The following is a 17,448-nucleotide window of genomic DNA, read 5'->3' as shown; positions in this document are numbered from 1 at the left end:
TTTGGCTAACTTATGCTGAGTTTTTTAAATATTGTTTTTATTTATCCGCAGGAAACGCATTCGGTTTATCGGTTGGTTCTGTGGCGTATTGTTTGGTTGGTTTTTTTGGTAAATCTAACTCATAAACCGCCATGCCAATAATGCCTGTGTTGTCAATTGAGCCTGATACGTTGTGGTTGGCGTAGCTATCTTCAGGTTTGCTAAAAGTAAATGATGCAACGGCTTCTTGGCTTTTGCGAAAGCCTTCAATGACCAAATCACTGTTGGGATACAATATATAGCCGTTATTATAACGTGATGCTGATGAACCATCTAGCACATCCAAACCATCCACACTGGCGACGATTTCATAGGTCGTATTGCTGTTGTTGTGGTAGTGTAATTGGTAGCTATCACCTGCATTGGCTTTTAGATAATAAGCTTGATTATTACGAAATAATGGGAGTGTTGTACCGTTGTCTTTTTGAATGCTAAACTGAATTTTTCCTGCTACTAACGAGATATCATTTAGTGATTTACCTTGGAATGATTTGTTAGCATAACGTACTTGTTTCTCATCAATTGGTTCAACTGTTAGTCGCTCTGCCTCTATCACTTCGGAATTTGACTGAATTTCATCGCCCCATTTTGTACCGAGTTTTTCTGTAGTTTGGATATCTGTACTTTGTGGCATAGGGGCAGGATTATCAGACACGACAACAGCAGTGCTATCAGGTGCAGGAGCGTTGCTACAGGCGGTTAAGGCAAAATTTGCAACTAAAACACTGACAAACTGCGTCATTAAAATTAAAGATGATTTTTGAGTAAACATGGTATAACTTCCAATAATTTTTTTCAGATAGTTCTGTCAAAATAATGTTAAGAATTGGTTAAAAACTTGTAAAAAAAATCAAAAAAACCCTAACCGAAATTTGGTTAGGGTTTTTGCTACCACCACTGTTAAACTAATTAGTTACGTTTATCAACTGGCACAAAATCACGTTGTTTTTCGCCAGTATAAAGCTGACGTGGGCGACCGATTTTGTGTGGTGCTGCGTGCATTTCTAACCAGTGGCTAATCCAACCAGAAGTACGAGCCAAGGCAAAGATTACCGTAAACATTGACGTTGGAATACCAATTGCTTTTAGAATAATACCAGAGTAGAAGTCAACATTTGGATAGAGATTACGCTCTTTAAAGTACGGATCATTTAATGCGATTTGCTCAAGTTTCATCGCAAGCTCAAGTTGTGGGTCTTTAATCCCTAACTCGCCCAATACTTCATCACAGGTTTCTTTCATGACTTTGGCACGTGGGTCAAAGTTTTTGTAAACACGATGCCCAAAGCCCATGAGTTTGACTTCTTTACGTTTTACTTTTTCCATGAATTCTTCTACGTGTTCCACGCTTCCGATTTCATCAAGCATTTTTAACACCGCTTCGTTTGCACCACCGTGAGCTGGTCCCCATAGTGCGGCGATACCTGCTGAGATACACGCATAAGGATTTGCACCAGTAGAACCAACCAAACGCACTGTTGAAGTAGAAGCGTTTTGTTCATGGTCTGCGTGTAGGGTAAAGATTTTATCCATGGCTTTGGCGTGGATTGGATTCACTTTGTAATTGACATCTGCAGGGGTTGCAAACATCATGTGTAAAAAGTTTTCAGCATAGCTTAAGTCATTGCGGGGATAGGTAAACGGCTGACCTTGACTATATTTATAAGACATCGCCGCAATGGTTGGTACTTTTGAAATCAGGCGAATTGCCGTATACTCACGGTGGTCTTGTTTACTGACATCAAGGTTGTTATGATAAAACGCTGACAACGCACCCATAACCCCAACCATAATCGCCATTGGGTGAGCATCACGGCGAAAACCTTCAAAGAACTTACGCAGTTGGTCATTTACCATAGAATGCTTACGGATTTTTTCATAGAAGTCAGCTTTTTGCTCGGCATTTGGTAAATCACCATGAATTAACGCATAGGCAACTTCTAGGTATTCCGCTTTGTCTGCTAGTTGCTCAATTGGGTAGCCACGATGTAGTAGGACGCCTTTGTCACCGTCAATAAAGGTGATTTTTGATTCTGTTGAAGCGGTTACCATAAAGCCTGGGTCAAAAGACCAAAAGCCCTCGTCTTGTAACGCTTTTATTTCAACGACTGGATTGCCTAAAGTGCCTTCATGGATAGGTAATTCATGTTCTTTACCATTAACGTTCAATGTTACTTTGTTCTCTGACATACATTCCTCGCAGATTGTTTTGTGATGAAAAAACCAACATTAATGTGACCAAATTTGAAATTTGGATATCCTTTTTTATAGTAATGTTGGCGGTTGGGATATAACGATACTTGCTATATTAACAGCATTTTGCCAAAAAAGTAAAAGATTTTTTTGAAAATTGTGAGAAAAAAGAAAAAATTTTTGTAAAAATAAACTTTTGTCTATTAATTTAATTATTATCGTAAATATTGGTTATTTTTTTAATAAATATTTGCAAAAATTTCAAGTTTTTTGCGGTTTTTATTTGTATTTGTAAGAAAAGCCTTTTATAATTAACAAAATTTTAATTGGTGGCTAGCTTTGCTATCGGTCAGCTATTGATAACTTATTTTTATATAAAACATAAAGATAGGTTATGAGTGGCTTTTTGTCTGTTTTTTAAATCATTTAATAAAAATAAATTATTATGTTTTTTTAATAATTTTTTAAATGATGGTGTTAAAAAATAATCAGAGCAAAGTACGCTAGCTATTCCTTTCATGAAGATTTTTGTGTCGGCTGGGATTTTGATACAAAAATCATAACGACAAATAAAGGATGCCCGCTGTGAAAAGCAACCGAAGACCTGTTGTGTTACCATTAAGTCATGTGATTGAGGTGAACTCAAAAAATCCTGTCGCAATGGCTTCAATTACCCACCGTGTGTCGGGTATTGTGTTATTTTTGTTAGTGCCTGTGGTGTTGTGGATTTTTCAAACATCGCTTGCGACCCCAGAAGGTTTTGAGCAGATTTTTAGCAATGTGCTGGTAAAACTGTTGGCGTGGGTATTTGTGGCTGCACTTGGCTATCACTTTGTGATGGGTGTGAAGCATTTGCTTGCGGATATGGGGTTGAATGAAGAGTTAAAAAGCGGTCGCACGGCGACTATTATTGGCTTTGTGCTTGCGGCGATTTGGGTCGTGGGTTCATTTGTATGGGTGATGTTCTGATGAAAAGTGCAACAGGTTTAACTGGTTCAGGCTCTCGTGACTGGGTCGTACAGCGTATTAGTGCGGTGGTTTTGGGTGTGTATGCGTTGGTGATGCTTGGATGGTTTTTGACCCATCAACCAACCTTTGAGCTATGGCGTGGCTTTGTGTTAAGTTTGCCAATGCGTCTGTTTACTTTGCTTGCGATGTTGTCTTTAGTGGGGCACGCATGGGTTGGTATGTGGACGGTTTTGACTGATTATATTAAGTCAGGTGGATTGCGTTTTGTGCTTCAGTCAGCCATGATTATTGCAGTTATCGTATATTTATTCTGGGGTGTGATGATTTTCTTTTAATTTTTAGTAAAATTTAAAGAAAATTTTATCCATATTCGTAATTTATGATGTTTGTTAACATTTAGATAAAAAATAACTTAGGAAGTTTAGCAATGGCTACAACACAAGATAATACCATTAGCAATATCCAAACGCTAAGTTTTGATGCGGTCATCGTTGGTGGTGGCGGTTCAGGTATGCGTGCGTCACTACAGTTGGCTCGTGGCGGTATGAATGTCGCTGTTTTGACCAAAGTTTTCCCAACACGTTCGCACACGGTGGCAGCTCAGGGCGGCATTGGTGCATCTTTGGGTAATATGAGTGAGGATAATTGGCATTTTCACTTTTATGACACGATTAAAGGTTCTGACTGGCTTGGCGACCAAGATGCGATTGAATATATGTGTCGTGAAGCCCCAAAAGTGGTTTATGAGTTAGAGCATATGGGAATGCCGTTTGACCGTAATGCGGATGGTACGATTTATCAACGTCCGTTTGGTGGTCATACTGCCAATTATGGTGAAAAAGCGGTACAACGTGCGTGTGCGGCGGCTGACCGTACAGGTCATGCGTTGTTACATACTCTTTATCAAAAAAATCTGGAGCAAGGCACGCAGTTTTTTATTGAGTGGATTGCGTTGGATTTGGTAAAAGATGAAGATGGCAATATCAATGGCGTGATTGCCCTGGAGCAAGAAACTGGGCGTATTGCGGTATTCCAGTCAAAAACAACCGTGTTGGCAACGGGTGGTGCGGGTCGTATTTTTGCGGCGTCAACCAATGCGTTTATTAACACAGGCGACGGCTTGGGCATGGCGGTGCGTGCAGGTATTCCATTACAAGATATGGAGTTTTGGCAATTCCACCCAACAGGTGTGGCAGGTGCAGGCGTGTTGTTGACCGAAGGTTGTCGTGGCGAAGGTGCGTTACTGCGTAACAAAGACGGGGAAGCGTTTATGGAGCGGTATGCCCCAACCTTAAAAGACTTAGCACCTCGTGATTTCGTATCTCGTTCAATGGACCAAGAAATCAAAGAAGGTCGTGGCTGTGGCCCGAACGGTGATTATGTGGTACTTGACATGACCCATTTGGGTGCAGAAACCATTATGAAGCGTTTGCCTTCGGTATATGAAATTGGTAAAAACTTTGCCAATGTGGATATTACCAAAGAGCCAATCCCAGTTGTGCCAACCATTCACTATCAAATGGGTGGTATCCCAACCAATATTCACGGTCAAGTGGTAAAACCAAACCTTGAAGCAGGGACAGATGCAGACGGCTTATATGCTGAGCAAACCATTGTGAAAGGCTTGTATGCAATTGGCGAATGTTCGTGCGTATCGGTACACGGTGCGAACCGTTTGGGTACTAACTCATTACTTGACTTGGTAGTATTTGGACGTGCAGCAGGACAACATATTATTGATGAGTTCCATGCAAGCGACCGTTCAGCCTACAAACCATTAGCGCCAAATGTTTTAGAAAAAACCTTAGCACGCATTCAAAAATTAGAAGCCGACAAAGCGGACGGTTTAAATGCTCAAGATGTGGCTGATGAGATCCGCCGTACCATGCAACAACACGCAGGTGTATTCCGTACCCAAGCGTCAATGAACGAAGGCGTACAAAAAATCTTGGCATTAGAAGAAAAAGTGAACCGCGTGCAACTACTTGATAAATCACAAGTATTTAACACCGCTCGTATTGAGGCGTTAGAAGTGGCAAACCTTTACGAAGTGGCGAAAGCGACTATGATTTCGGCATCACTGCGTCAAGAGTGTCGTGGTGCTCACACGGTGGTGGACTATGAACGCCCAGCCGATGATAGCTATGCACCGCTTGGGCGTAACGACCACGAGTGGATGAAACATACACTTTGGTACTCTGAAGGTAATAAAGTGATTTATAAGCCTGTGCGTAAGAGCCCGTTGACCGTTGAGTACGTTGAGCCAAAAGTTCGTACGTTCTAATCGGATACCCCTTTATAAATGGGTAAAAGCTTACCCATTTTAACAAATTTATCAAATTAACTTAGCGAATTATTTATAAAAATTAAATAATAGCCAATGGAGTTTAGTAATATGAGCCGAGGCAAACGTATTATTGAGATTTTCCGCTACGACCCTGATAAGGACGCAGCTCCAAGAATGCAAACTTACGAAATTGAGCTGTTAGACTCAGACCGTATGCTTTTGGATGTGTTAGTTCGTTTGAAAAAAATGGACGAAACCTTGAGTTTTCGCCGTTCGTGCCGTGAAGGTATTTGCGGCTCTGACGGTATGAACATTAACGGTAAAAATGGTTTATCCTGTTTGATTAACATGAACACGTTGCCAAATAAAATTACCTTACGCCCGTTACCAGGGTTACCTGTAATTCGTGATTTGGTGGTGGACATGAACCAGTTTTATGCCCAATACGAAAAAGTACATCCGTATTTGATTAACGACCAGCCAGCACCGCCGACCGAGCGTTTACAATCACCTGAAGACCGTGAAAAATTAAACGGTCTATATGAGTGCATCTTGTGTGCGTGCTGTTCAACGTCATGTCCATCATTCTGGTGGAACCCTGACAAATTCTTAGGACCTTCTGCATTGATAAATGGTTATCGTTTTATTATTGATAGTCGTGATACCAATACGGCACAGCGTTTGTCAGATTTAGACGACCCATTTAGTTTGTTCCGTTGCCGTGGTATTATGAACTGTGTGAATGTGTGTCCAAAAGGGTTGAACCCAACCAAAGCGATTGGTCATATCCGTGGTATGTTGTTAAGCCGTGCAGGATAATTTGAACTTGTTCATTAATTAACCTTGATAATTAGATGAATATTTAAGCACCTAGCTGATTATTTAGTTAGGTGTTTTTGCATTTTTAATACAAAGTTTTGGCATTAAAAATCCGCCATTTTGTTGTTAAAAATGGTATAATATGATAATTTTACGATTTTTAGTATTTGTTGATAAAATTTTGCTAAAAATTGTTAATAGTATGCAATAAGATTATGCACACGATGGAATGGGTAATATGTGCGTTTTGTATTACCGATTGTAAATTTTAAATAAACAATAGAAGAGTACGACAATGACCACTCAAAATTCTAATATTGCACATCGGTTCACCGAGCTGTCTGCAGATAATGCAGTTTACCTTGAGTCTTTGTACGAGGATTATTTACAAGACCCAACCAGTGTTGATGAAAAATATGCTCCTTACTTTGAGCAATTTGCTAAGGAAGACAATAAAAATTCATTACACCATGCCATTCAAGACCAGTTTCTGTTATTAGCACGCAATACCACGTCAGCCAAAGTGTCAGCAAATACCGCAGGTGGTTCAGGTGCGTGTAGCCCAAGCGAGTTGGCTCAGTTTAGTCAAAATCAAATGGGCGTACAAAAGTTGATTACTAGCTATCGCCGTCGTGGGCATCGTCATGCCAAACTTGACCCGCTAGGATTGATGGCACGTCCACAAGCCGAAGAGCTAACCCTTGCGTATCATGGCTTGAGCGAAGCGGATTTGGATACGGTGTATCCGACCAGCGATTTTAATATTGGCAAGGATAAAGCGACCTTGCGTGAGATTATTGAAATCCTTGAGCGTGTGTATTGCGGTAGTGTGGGTGCAGAATATATGCACGTGACTACGGCAACTGAAAAAGCGTGGATTGAAAAATATCTTGAGCAAAATCATGGTTTTATCAAATTTGATAACGAAAAACGTAAGACAATTTTGGAGCGTTTGACGGCTGCCGAAGGGTTGGAAAAATATCTTGCTCGTAAATATACGGGTGTTAAACGTTTTGGTTTGGAAGGTGGCGAGAGTTTTATTCCCATGGTACATGAGATGATTCAACGTGCGGGCGAGCATGGCACAAAAGAGATGGTCATCGGCATGGCTCACCGTGGACGATTGAATTTGTTGGTTAACATTTTGGGTAAAAATCCAAAAGATTTGTTTGATGAGTTTGACGGTAAGAAACAACCAACCGTGGGTTCTGGTGATGTAAAATATCATAATGGTTTTAGCTCAAATGTGATGACACCCGGCGGGGAAGCTCACTTGGCATTGGCATTTAATCCATCGCACCTTGAAATCGTGTCACCCGTGTTAATCGGTTCGGTACGAGCCAGACAAGTACGTCGTAACGACACAACAGGCAATGAAGTATTGCCAATCGTGGTACACGGTGATGCGGCGTTCGCAGGTCAAGGGGTGAATCAAGAAACTTTCCAAATGTCGCAAACGCGTGCGTATGCTACAGGCGGTACGTTGCACATTGTGATTAACAACCAAGTAGGTTTTACCACAAGCCGTATTGAAGATGCTCGTTCTACCGAATATTGTACCGATGTGGCAAAAATGGTTCACGCGCCGATTTTCCATGTGAATGGTGATGATCCTGAAGCAGTGGTATTTATCGCTCAGCTTGCTCATGATTATCGTCAAGAATTTCACAAAGATATCGTGATTGATATGTATTGTTACCGCCGTAACGGTCATAACGAAGCGGATGAGCCGTCAGCGACACAACCATTAATGTATTCAGTGATTAAAAAATTGGCAACCACGCGTGAGATGTATGCCCAAAAATTGGCAAAAGAAGGCGTGATTACGAGCGAAGACGCAATTAGCTATGACGATGCGTATCGTAATTCTTTGGATAAAGGTGACTATGTTGCCAGTGCATTGGTACATGAGCCAAACAAAGAATTGTTCGTGGATTGGACGCCTTATTTGGGTCATAACTTAGAAGATGACTGGGATACCACGGTTGATATTGAAAAATTAAAAACTTATGGCGAACGTATGGCAGTGATGCCAGAAGGCTACGAATTACAACGTCAAGTTGCCAAAGTGGTTGAACAACGCCTTGCCATGCAAACAGGTCAAGAGCCACTTAACTGGGGTGCAGCAGAAACCTTAGCGTACGCAACCTTAGTAGAAGAGGGCTACCCTGTGCGTATCACAGGTGAAGATGTGGGTCGTGGTACATTCTCACACCGTCATTCAGAGCTTTACAATATCAAAGACGGTAGTATGTACATTCCATTGGCAAACTTGAGTGAAAATCAAGCACGTTTTGATACCTTTAACTCATTATTGTCAGAAGAAGCCGTATTGGCATTTGAATACGGCTACTCAACCACCACCCCAAATGCGTTGGTGATTTGGGAAGCTCAATTTGGTGACTTTGCCAACGGTGCTCAAGTGGTGATTGACCAGTTTATCTCATCTGGTGAAACCAAGTGGCAACGTTTGTCAGGCTTGACCATGCTATTGCCACACGGCTACGAAGGTCAAGGTCCAGAACACTCATCAGCCCGTTTGGAGCGTTATTTACAGCTATGTGCCGAAGACAATATGCAAGTGATTACCCCAACCACACCTGCTCAAATCTTCCACGCCCTACGCCGTCAAGTGAAACGCCCTGCTCGTAAGCCGTTGATTGTCATGTCGCCAAAATCATTGCTCCGTCATAAATTGGCAACGTCAACTTTGGAAGAATTGGCAACCGGTAAATTTGAAACCGTTATCAGTGAAATTGACAGCTTGGATAACAGTAAAGTAACCCGTTTGGTACTTTGTGGTGGTAAAGTTTATTATGACTTGTTAGAAAAACGCCGTGAATTGGGCTTGGAAAACGTGGCGATTGTGCGTATTGAACAATTGTACCCATTACCAGAAGCACGCATTTTGGAAGAAGTGGCAAAATACAGCAACTTAGAAGAAATCGTATGGGCTCAAGAAGAACCGCTTAACCAAGGGGCTTGGTACTACTTAGCACCACACTTGTTCCGCTTAATCGCACCGCCAAAAGTTAGCCGTACTGAACGCTTGACCAAAGCCACGCTATTGCCAGCCGTTGCACGTCCGTCATCGGCAGCCCCAGCCGCAGGTTCAATGCAAATGCACACGACACAGCAAAAAGCCGTCATTAACGGTGCATTAGGCGTTAGCGAATAAAATTTGATTGTCAAAAAATAATTGGGTAAAAATTAAGCAATTATTTTAAACTGTATTTAAAGTTTTTTAATCAATGTAAATAAATCGTTTAAGTAATTCTTTATTTTTTAATCACTTTTAAAGTGTTGTTTAAAAAAAGTTACTTAGATTTTAAAAGTTTTTAAGTTAAAATTTGCCGATATATTAGGAGTTTACCATGGCAGAAATTAAAGCCCCCGTGTTCCCAGAATCAGTTGCTGACGGTACCATTGTAGAATGGCATTTTGCTGAAGGTGACGCAGTTACCCGTGATGCCATTTTGGCAGAAATTGAAACCGATAAAGTGGTTTTAGAAGTCGTTGCCCCAGCGGATGGCGTATTGACTAAAATCGTTAAAAGCGTTGATGATACGGTATTGTCAGCTGAAGTAATTGGCGAATTTACCGAAGGTGCAGCTACTGAACCAAAAGCCCCTACACAAGAAGCACCACAAGCAGAAGCAAGCACCACCGTACCCCCTGATTCAGTGGCTGCCCCTGTTCAAGCAAAAGGGGGAGAACAAGCCCATAAAGACCAAAGCCCAGCCGTTCGCAAAATCGCAAACACCACAGGCGTAAATCCTGCTGATGTGGAAGGCACGGGTCGTGGTGGTCGTGTTACCAAATCTGACATGATTAACCCAACCTTAAAAACGAACTCTGGTAGTGTAATTGCAACCGCAGTGGGTGAGCGTGCTGAATCTCGTGTGCCAATGACCCGTTTGCGTGCAAGAATCGCAGAACGTTTGTTGTCAGCAACGCAAGAAACAGCCATGTTAACCACATTTAACGAGGTCAACATGAAACCAATCATGGACTTACGTTCAGAGTTTAAAGACCGTTTTGAAAAACGTCATGGTGTAAAATTAGGCTTTATGTCAATTTTTGTGAAAGCGGCGACAGAGGCTCTAAAACGTTTCCCTGCGGTGAATGCGTCTATTGACGGTAACGATATCGTGTATCATGGCTACTATGATGTGGGTGTGGCGGTGTCTTCTGACCGTGGCTTGGTAGTGCCAGTTCTGCGTGATACTGACCAAATGAGTATGGCAGATATTGAAAAAGGTATCGGCGACATGGCGAGCAAAGCCCGTGAAGGTAAATTAGCAATTGAAGACATGACTGGCGGTACATTTACTATTACCAATGGTGGTGTGTTCGGTTCGTTGATGTCTACACCAATTATCAATCCACCACAAACCGCAATTTTGGGTATGCACGCCACCAAAGAGCGTCCAATGGCAGTAAATGGCGAAGTGGTAATCTTACCAATGATGTATTTGGCATTAAGCTATGACCATCGTTTGATTGATGGTAAAGAAGCGGTACAATTCTTGGTAACCATTAAAGAATTGGTTGAAAATCCTGCAATGTTGTTGCTTGATTTATAATCCAAAAGGGCAAGGTAATGAAGGTTGCTTTGCCTTTTTATCATGTGAATAATTCAGACGGATTGATTATGGCAAATTTAGCATTACATCATACGACACTGGTTAAATTGCGACAATTTTTGCAACAAATGTCAATGCCATTATCAGAAAAGTTTACGGTTATTTTTGATAAAAATGTGGATGATTTACCCATTTTAAATGAATCATCAAAAGCTCAATTAGAAAGCAAGATTAGTGAATCTGTTGATTTTAATCAATTGCTTGCTGTTGGTATGTGGGCAGATAGAGCAGAGATGACAGATACTGTAGCGTATGTACGCCAATTGCGTCAAGAGCAATGGAACCGTCAGCATGACTAAATTGCTTATTGATACTGATGTGATGATTAAATTAACAAGGGGTAATAATCAAGCCATTCAATTACTCAATACATATCAAAAACAACATCAACTTTGCGTAAGCAGTATCAACCGTTATGAATTGTTGATTGGTAGTAGAAATAAATCAGAATTAAAAGATTTATTAGAATTATTGACATTTTTTAACACGCTCTCTTTAAACAATGAAATCGCACAAATGGCTGAAAAGCTTATTATTGATTATAATTTAAGCCATAATTTACAATTAGCGGATGCTTTGATTGCAAGCACCGCTTTGGTGAATGATGTGGGTTTATTGTCAAGAAACAAAAAAGATTTTCAATATACTGATAAAATTAACTTAATCTCTTATCCAAACTCCTAATTTTTAAGGAATTTTTTATGAAAAATACTTATGACTTAATCGTAATCGGTGGCGGACCTGGTGGCTACGAAGCTGCTATTCGTGGTGCTCAATTGGGCTTTTCAGTTGCCTGTATTGAAAAACGTGTACACAAAGGCGAGCCTGCACTTGGCGGTACTTGCTTAAATGTGGGCTGTATCCCATCAAAAGCCCTTTTAGAAAGCTCACACCGCTACGAAGCGACCAAACATGAACTTGCTGAACACGGCATCACCACAGGCGATGTAAATATTGACATTAGCAAAATGCTTGCTCGTAAAGATGCGATTGTGAAAGGCTTAACCGCAGGCGTTGCAGGTCTTTTAAAAGGCAATGGCGTGGACTGGTTACAAGGTACTGGTAAACTACTAGACGGTAAATCAAACGACAAACAAGTAGAATTTGCCCCACTGGACGGCTCTGCACCAAGCACCATCACTGCAAAATATGTGATTTTGGCAGCAGGTTCTGTGCCAATTGATATTCCAGTTGCCAAAGTAGATAATAAGCACATCGTAGATAGCACAGGTGCGTTAGAATTTAGCGAAGTGCCAAAACGCTTGGGCGTGATTGGGGCAGGCGTAATCGGTTTGGAATTGGGTTCAGTGTGGCGTCGTTTGGGTAGCGAGGTGGTTGTGTATGAGGCAATGCCACAGTTCCTAGCTGCTGCAGACAAAGCAGTCAGTAAAGAAGCTGAAAAACTATTGAAAAAACAAGGTCTTGATATCCGTGTGGATACCAAAGTTACCAACGCAGAAGTGGTAAATGGTGAAGTTGTGGTAACGACTGATGTTAAAGGTGAAACCAAGACTGAAACGTTTGACAAATTGATTGTTTGCGTGGGTCGCCGTGCTTATAAAGAAGGCTTGCTTGGTGAAAACTCAGGCGTAGAACTCACCGAACGTGGTTTGGTTGCCGTTGATGACCAATGCAAAACCAACCTTGACGGTGTGTATGCGATTGGCGATTTGGTGCGTGGTCCAATGCTTGCACACAAAGCAATGGAAGAAGGTATGATGGCGGTTGAACGTTTACATGGCGAAAAAGCCCAAGTAAACTATGACACCATTATTAGCGTGATTTATACACACCCTGAAATTGCTTGGGTTGGCTTAACAGAAGAGCAAGCCAAAGAAAAAGGGCATGAAGTCAAAACGGGTCAATTTAGCCTAGCGGCGAATGGTCGTGCATTGGCAGCGGGCGAAGGTCAAGGTTTTGTAAAAGTTGTCGCAGACGCCAAAACTGACCGTTTACTGGGTATGCACGTTGTAGCAGCAGGAGCAGGCGAGATTGTTCATCAAGGTATGATTGCGATGGAGTTTGTTTCTAGCATTGAAGATTTGCAATTAATGACATTTGCTCACCCAACCGTATCAGAAGCAGTACACGAAGCGGTATTGTCGGCAGATGGTCGTGCCATTCATGCCATTCAACGTAAGAAAAAATAATACTGTGTTTTGCTAAATTTTAACCAAAACAGCTAGTATTTGAGCCAAAACATCTCTATAATTTTAGAGATGTTTTGTTATTTTAGGTCTTTATGAAAAAAATCCTTTTTATCACAGGTACACGAGCAGATTTTGGCAAAATTAAAAATCTGATGAGCCAAATTGAACAATCCGAGCAATTTGAGTTGCACATTCTGGTAACAGGTATGCACATGATGCCCCTGTATGGGGCGACTTTTCATGAAGTCAAACGTCAAAATTACCAGAATATTTACCTGATTGCCAATCAACATCTCAACGAACCGATGGATTCCATTTTGGCAAATACCATTAGCGTCACTGCAAAACTGGTACACACCATACAGCCTGATATGCTGGTGGTACATGGCGATAGGGTGGAGGCTCTGGCTGGGGCAACTGTTGGGGCTTTAAATCATTTACTGGTTTGCCATATTGAAGGGGGTGAGTTATCAGGGACGATTGATGACGCTATTCGCCATGCCATTAGTAAGTTATCCCACATTCACATGGTAGCAAATCTTGAAGCAAAACAACGCCTGATACAACTGGGTGAAAATGAAAAACATATTTTTATTATCGGCTCGCCAGATTTGGATATTATGAATTCGCACTCACTACCAAGTTTAGCAGAAGTAAAAAAATATTATGACATAGTGTTTGATAAATTTGCCATTGTCATGTTTCACCCAGTTACCAGTGAAGAAGAACATATTGATTTATATGCAAAAAATTTATTTTCGGCTTTGCAAAAATTACCCAATAATTATATCGTCATTTACCCAAATAATGATGCAGGCAGTAGCAAAATTTTAAGCGTGATAGAAAATTATCAACAAAAGCCCAATTTTAAAATTTATCCCTCTATTCGCTTCGAGTATTTTTTAACTTTGCTAAAAAATGCTGATTTTATCGTTGGTAACTCCAGTGCGGGCGTACGAGAAGCCCCATTTTACAGCTTGCCAAGCATTAACATCGGTACTCGGCAAAATGCCCGTTTTCGTGGTAAATCGGTGATTGATTGCGGTTATGATGAAAGCGATATTTTGCAAGCAATTGCCAAAATTGACACGTTAAATTTGGAAAAATCTACTCATTTTGGCGAAGGTAATAGCACCGAATTGTTTGAAAAATTTATCAATAGCGATGAATTGTGGCAAATTCCTGTGCAAAAAGTGTTTGTGGATTTAAAAAAATGACCAACAACTATGTAGCGATTATCCCTGCTCGTGGCGGTTCTAAAGGGATTAAAGATAAAAATTTACAAACGGTAGGTGGTGTGTCGCTCGTCGCTCGTGCCATTATACAAGCCCAAAAAGTGAGTCAAATTAGCCAGATTATCGTCTCTACCGATAGCCAAAAAATTGCTGATGAAGCGATAAAATATGGGGCAAAAGTACATTTTCGCAGTGAACAAACCGCCAGCGATACCACCAAAACCATTGATGTGATTGCTGAAATGGCACAAGATTTGCAATTAAGTCATGAAATCTGCGTTTTGTTACAGCCAACTAGCCCGTTACGAACGAGTGAGCATATTTTACAAACGATTGATTTATTTGAGAAAAATAATAATCAAGGCTCAGCAATCACGATTACACCAAGTGAACATCACCCTTATAAAATGGTGGTGCTAAACGAAATGGGCGAGTTTGCCCCTGTGCGTGAGTTGGCTGATTTGGAAATGCCACGCCAAGCCTTGCCAAAAGCCTATCGGATTAACGGTGCAGTGTATGTCAAAAAAATGGCGGATTTAGTAAACGAACAGTCTTTTTTTGGCAATCCGCAAGCCTTTGTAGAAATGGATGAGCGGTCTTCTATTGATATTGACACATTGGCAGATTTGCAGTTGGCAAATGAGTATGTCAAAGATACTACAAATTTAACGATTTAATATTATTAAAAACTATTGTAAGGAAATATTATGAGTTCTATTAAACCAAGTTTTAAAATTGGCAATCGTATGATTGGTTATGACTACGAACCACTTGTTATTGCCGAAATTGGCATTAACCACGAAGGTTCGTTAGAAGTTGCCAAGCAAATGGTGGATGCTGCTCACCGTGCAGGGGCGGAAATGGTGAAACACCAAACTCACGTCGTGGAAGACGAAATGTCAGACGAGGCCAAAAAAGTCATTCCAGGCAACGCGACTGTGTCTATTTATGACATTATGGCTCGTTGTGCCTTAAACGAAGAAGATGAAATTGCCCTAAAAGCGTATGTAGAATCTAAAGGCATGATGTTTATCAGTACACCGTTTTCTCGTGAAGCAGCTTATCGCCTAGAAAGAATGGGTGTGCAAGCCTACAAAATTGGCTCTGGTGAGTGTAATAACTATCCGCTGATTAAATTGGTAGCATCCTTTGGTAAGCCGATGATTGTTTCAACAGGCATGAATAGCATTGAAAGTGTGAAAAAATCGGTGCAAATCATGGAAGAGGCAGGCGTGCCATATGCTCTACTTCATTGTACTAATGTGTATCCAACACCACCAGAATTGGTGCGATTAGGTGCGATGAATGAGCTTGAAGAAGCCTTCCCAAATGCGGTCATCGGTCTATCCGATCACTGTATAGATAACTATGTCTGTATGGGTGCGGTGGCGTTGGGTGCGAGCATCTTAGAACGCCACTTTACCGACAGCTTTGACCGCCCAGGTCCTGATATCAACTGCTCTATGGATAGCAAAGGTATGGCAGAATTGATTAAAGCCAGTCGTCAAATTGCCAAAGCCCGTGGTGGCAAAAAAGGTGCAGTACAAGAAGAGCAAGTAACCATTGACTTTGCCTTTGCATCGGTAGTGGCTTATAAGGATATCAAAGCAGGTGAAGTGTTTACTGAAGATAACCTGTGGGTACGTCGTCCAGGTACGGGCGACTTTTTGGTGGACAAATATGACGAACTGCTTGGCAAAGTAGCGACAATGGACATCAAAAAAGGCGAACAGCTGAAAAAAGCGTGGGTGGGGTAAAATCCATTGAAATATGGTTAAAGTTTAGCATAACTTTACATATAGCCCCTTTTATTTCTATGTGGTATCGTGTATGATAAGCAATTTATAAATATGATATTTTATTGTTGGTGGCAAGGTATGATTTTACAAAAAACTAGACTTTATGTTTGTAGTTTGATGGCTATACTCAGTCTAAATGGTTGTCAATCTGTGAAAAATGCAATACCAAATGCAGGTCCAACATTATCACAAGTAAAACATAATACCATACAATCCGACATAGCAGAAGAGTCGAGTGTTGAAGAACAAGATGCGAATTATCGTCTAACGATTATTGATATTGATAATAAAACGGTAAAGCGAATGAGTGAATTATCATCAACACAACGCTTTTCAGATTTTTACAGTACCAATAGCCCAGCGGTTCAAGAAGTGATACGAGCAGGTGATGTGGTTAATGTCAATTTGTACGAAGCACCACCAGCATTATTATTTGGAGCCACAGATACCCTAAGTACGGGTGGTGCTGCAGAAATTAAACTGCCTGAACAGATGGTGGATAGCAGAGGGCAACTGACTATTCCCTTTTTAGGTAAATTGTTGGTGGTCGGCAAAACGCCACACCAAGTTCAAGATATGATTGTGAATGGGTTAGCACGCAAAGCGAATAAACCAAGTGCGATTGTTGGCATTGGTAAAAATAATTCGGCAAATATCACCGTTGTTGGCGAAGTCAATAACAGCTTACGTATGCCATTGACCGGTAAAGGTGAACGTGTTTTAGATGCGATTGCGGCTGCGGGTGGTTTAAAGTATCCAAGTAGTAAAGTAACCGTTCAGCTCAATCGGGGTAGTAAATCGGTTGAAATGCCCATGGATATGCTGATAAAAGATATCAAACAAAATATCATGCTTCAATCAGGCGATGTGGTATCAGTCAATTATCAATCAAAAAGCTTTACTGTTTTGGGTGCAACGGTTAAAAATGATGAAATTAGTTTTGAGTCTAATGGTATCTCGCTGATGCAAGCATTAGCACGCTCTGGTGGTTTAAACGACAACCGTGCTGATTCTAGAGGTGTGTTTATTTTTCGTTATGAAACACCTTATATGCTAACCAATAACCAAATGAAACAAGTACCTGTAGAAGCAATTAAAAATGGTCAAGTGCCAGTTGTTTATCGGTTAAATTTAAAAGAACCAATGAATTACATCATTGCACAGAATTTTATAATTAAAAATAATGATGTTATTTATGTATCAAATGCACCATCGACAGAATTCGCGAAATTCTTAAATATGATAAGTCAGTCAGTCTATTCGATCAGAGCAATTAGAGATTTATAATTTATTTTACTAAATTTTAATTGA

15 protein-coding genes are annotated in these 17,448 nt (G+C 40.8%); 13 read left to right on the top strand and 2 right to left on the bottom strand.

The window, feature by feature from the left end:
* Positions 1 to 37 precede the first annotated feature (37 nt).
* Positions 38 to 811, bottom strand: a complete 774-nt coding sequence (locus A3G3_RS0111555) for a hypothetical protein (RefSeq protein WP_019520683.1) — start codon at positions 809 to 811, stop codon at positions 38 to 40.
* A 137-nt stretch (positions 812 to 948) separates the two neighbouring features.
* Positions 949 to 2,229: a citrate synthase gene (gene gltA / locus A3G3_RS0111550; protein WP_019520682.1), complete on the bottom strand. Its 1,281-nt coding sequence runs from the start codon at positions 2,227 to 2,229 to the stop codon at positions 949 to 951.
* Positions 2,230 to 2,808: 579 nt separating this feature from the next.
* Between gltA and sdhC the strand changes: the two genes are divergently transcribed.
* The 13 genes from sdhC (at position 2,809) to A3G3_RS13760 (ending at position 17,424) form a co-directional block, all read left to right on the top strand.
* Entirely contained in the window at positions 2,809 to 3,201 is a 393-nt protein-coding gene (gene sdhC, locus A3G3_RS0111545) for a succinate dehydrogenase, cytochrome b556 subunit (RefSeq protein WP_083908873.1), read from the top strand.
* Positions 3,201 to 3,536, top strand: a complete 336-nt coding sequence (sdhD, locus tag A3G3_RS0111540) for a succinate dehydrogenase, hydrophobic membrane anchor protein (RefSeq protein WP_019520680.1) — start codon at positions 3,201 to 3,203, stop codon at positions 3,534 to 3,536. Before sdhC ends, sdhD begins: the two co-directional genes overlap by 1 nt.
* Positions 3,537 to 3,628: 92 nt before the next feature.
* Entirely contained in the window at positions 3,629 to 5,485 is a 1,857-nt protein-coding gene (gene sdhA / locus A3G3_RS0111535) for a succinate dehydrogenase flavoprotein subunit (RefSeq protein ID WP_019520679.1), read from the top strand.
* A gap of 111 nt (positions 5,486 to 5,596) precedes the next feature.
* Complete coding sequence (locus A3G3_RS0111530) at positions 5,597 to 6,307, top strand: succinate dehydrogenase iron-sulfur subunit (RefSeq protein WP_019520678.1); 711 nt, start codon at positions 5,597 to 5,599, stop codon at positions 6,305 to 6,307.
* Between the two features lie 295 nt (positions 6,308 to 6,602).
* Positions 6,603 to 9,485: a 2-oxoglutarate dehydrogenase E1 component gene (locus A3G3_RS0111525; protein WP_019520677.1), complete on the top strand. Its 2,883-nt coding sequence runs from the start codon at positions 6,603 to 6,605 to the stop codon at positions 9,483 to 9,485.
* A gap of 196 nt (positions 9,486 to 9,681) precedes the next feature.
* A complete protein-coding gene (odhB, locus tag A3G3_RS0111520) occupies positions 9,682 to 10,893 on the top strand; it encodes a 2-oxoglutarate dehydrogenase complex dihydrolipoyllysine-residue succinyltransferase (RefSeq protein ID WP_019520676.1) in 1,212 nt (403 codons plus the stop codon).
* 17 nt (positions 10,894 to 10,910) lie between these two features.
* Positions 10,911 to 11,252, top strand: coding sequence for a hypothetical protein (locus tag A3G3_RS0111515; RefSeq protein WP_019520675.1), 342 nt, complete (start codon positions 10,911 to 10,913; stop codon positions 11,250 to 11,252).
* Complete coding sequence (locus A3G3_RS0111510) at positions 11,245 to 11,637, top strand: type II toxin-antitoxin system VapC family toxin (RefSeq protein WP_019520674.1); 393 nt, start codon at positions 11,245 to 11,247, stop codon at positions 11,635 to 11,637. The genes A3G3_RS0111515 and A3G3_RS0111510 overlap by 8 nt, the downstream gene beginning before the upstream one ends.
* A 17-nt stretch (positions 11,638 to 11,654) precedes the next feature.
* Positions 11,655 to 13,103, top strand: coding sequence for a dihydrolipoyl dehydrogenase (lpdA, locus tag A3G3_RS0111505; RefSeq protein ID WP_019520673.1), 1,449 nt, complete (start codon positions 11,655 to 11,657; stop codon positions 13,101 to 13,103).
* Positions 13,104 to 13,195: 92 nt separating this feature from the next.
* Positions 13,196 to 14,320 (top strand): UDP-N-acetylglucosamine 2-epimerase, encoded by a 1,125-nt coding sequence (gene neuC, locus A3G3_RS0111500; RefSeq protein ID WP_019520672.1) that lies wholly within the window; start codon positions 13,196 to 13,198, stop codon positions 14,318 to 14,320.
* Positions 14,317 to 15,015, top strand: a complete 699-nt coding sequence (locus A3G3_RS0111495) for an acylneuraminate cytidylyltransferase family protein (RefSeq protein ID WP_019520671.1) — start codon at positions 14,317 to 14,319, stop codon at positions 15,013 to 15,015. The genes neuC and A3G3_RS0111495 overlap by 4 nt, the downstream gene beginning before the upstream one ends.
* Before the next feature lie 30 nt (positions 15,016 to 15,045).
* A complete protein-coding gene (gene neuB, locus A3G3_RS0111490) occupies positions 15,046 to 16,095 on the top strand; it encodes an N-acetylneuraminate synthase (protein WP_019520670.1) in 1,050 nt (349 codons plus the stop codon).
* 159 nt (positions 16,096 to 16,254) lie between these two features.
* Complete coding sequence (locus tag A3G3_RS13760; RefSeq protein WP_169333210.1) at positions 16,255 to 17,424, top strand: polysaccharide biosynthesis/export family protein; 1,170 nt, start codon at positions 16,255 to 16,257, stop codon at positions 17,422 to 17,424.
* Positions 17,425 to 17,448 lie beyond the last annotated feature (24 nt).

The sequence above is a fragment of the Moraxella boevrei DSM 14165 genome (genome assembly GCF_000379845.1).
Classification (GTDB): Bacteria; Pseudomonadota; Gammaproteobacteria; order Pseudomonadales; family Moraxellaceae; genus Faucicola; species Faucicola boevrei.
This window is presented reverse-complemented; position numbering and strand designations above follow the sequence as displayed.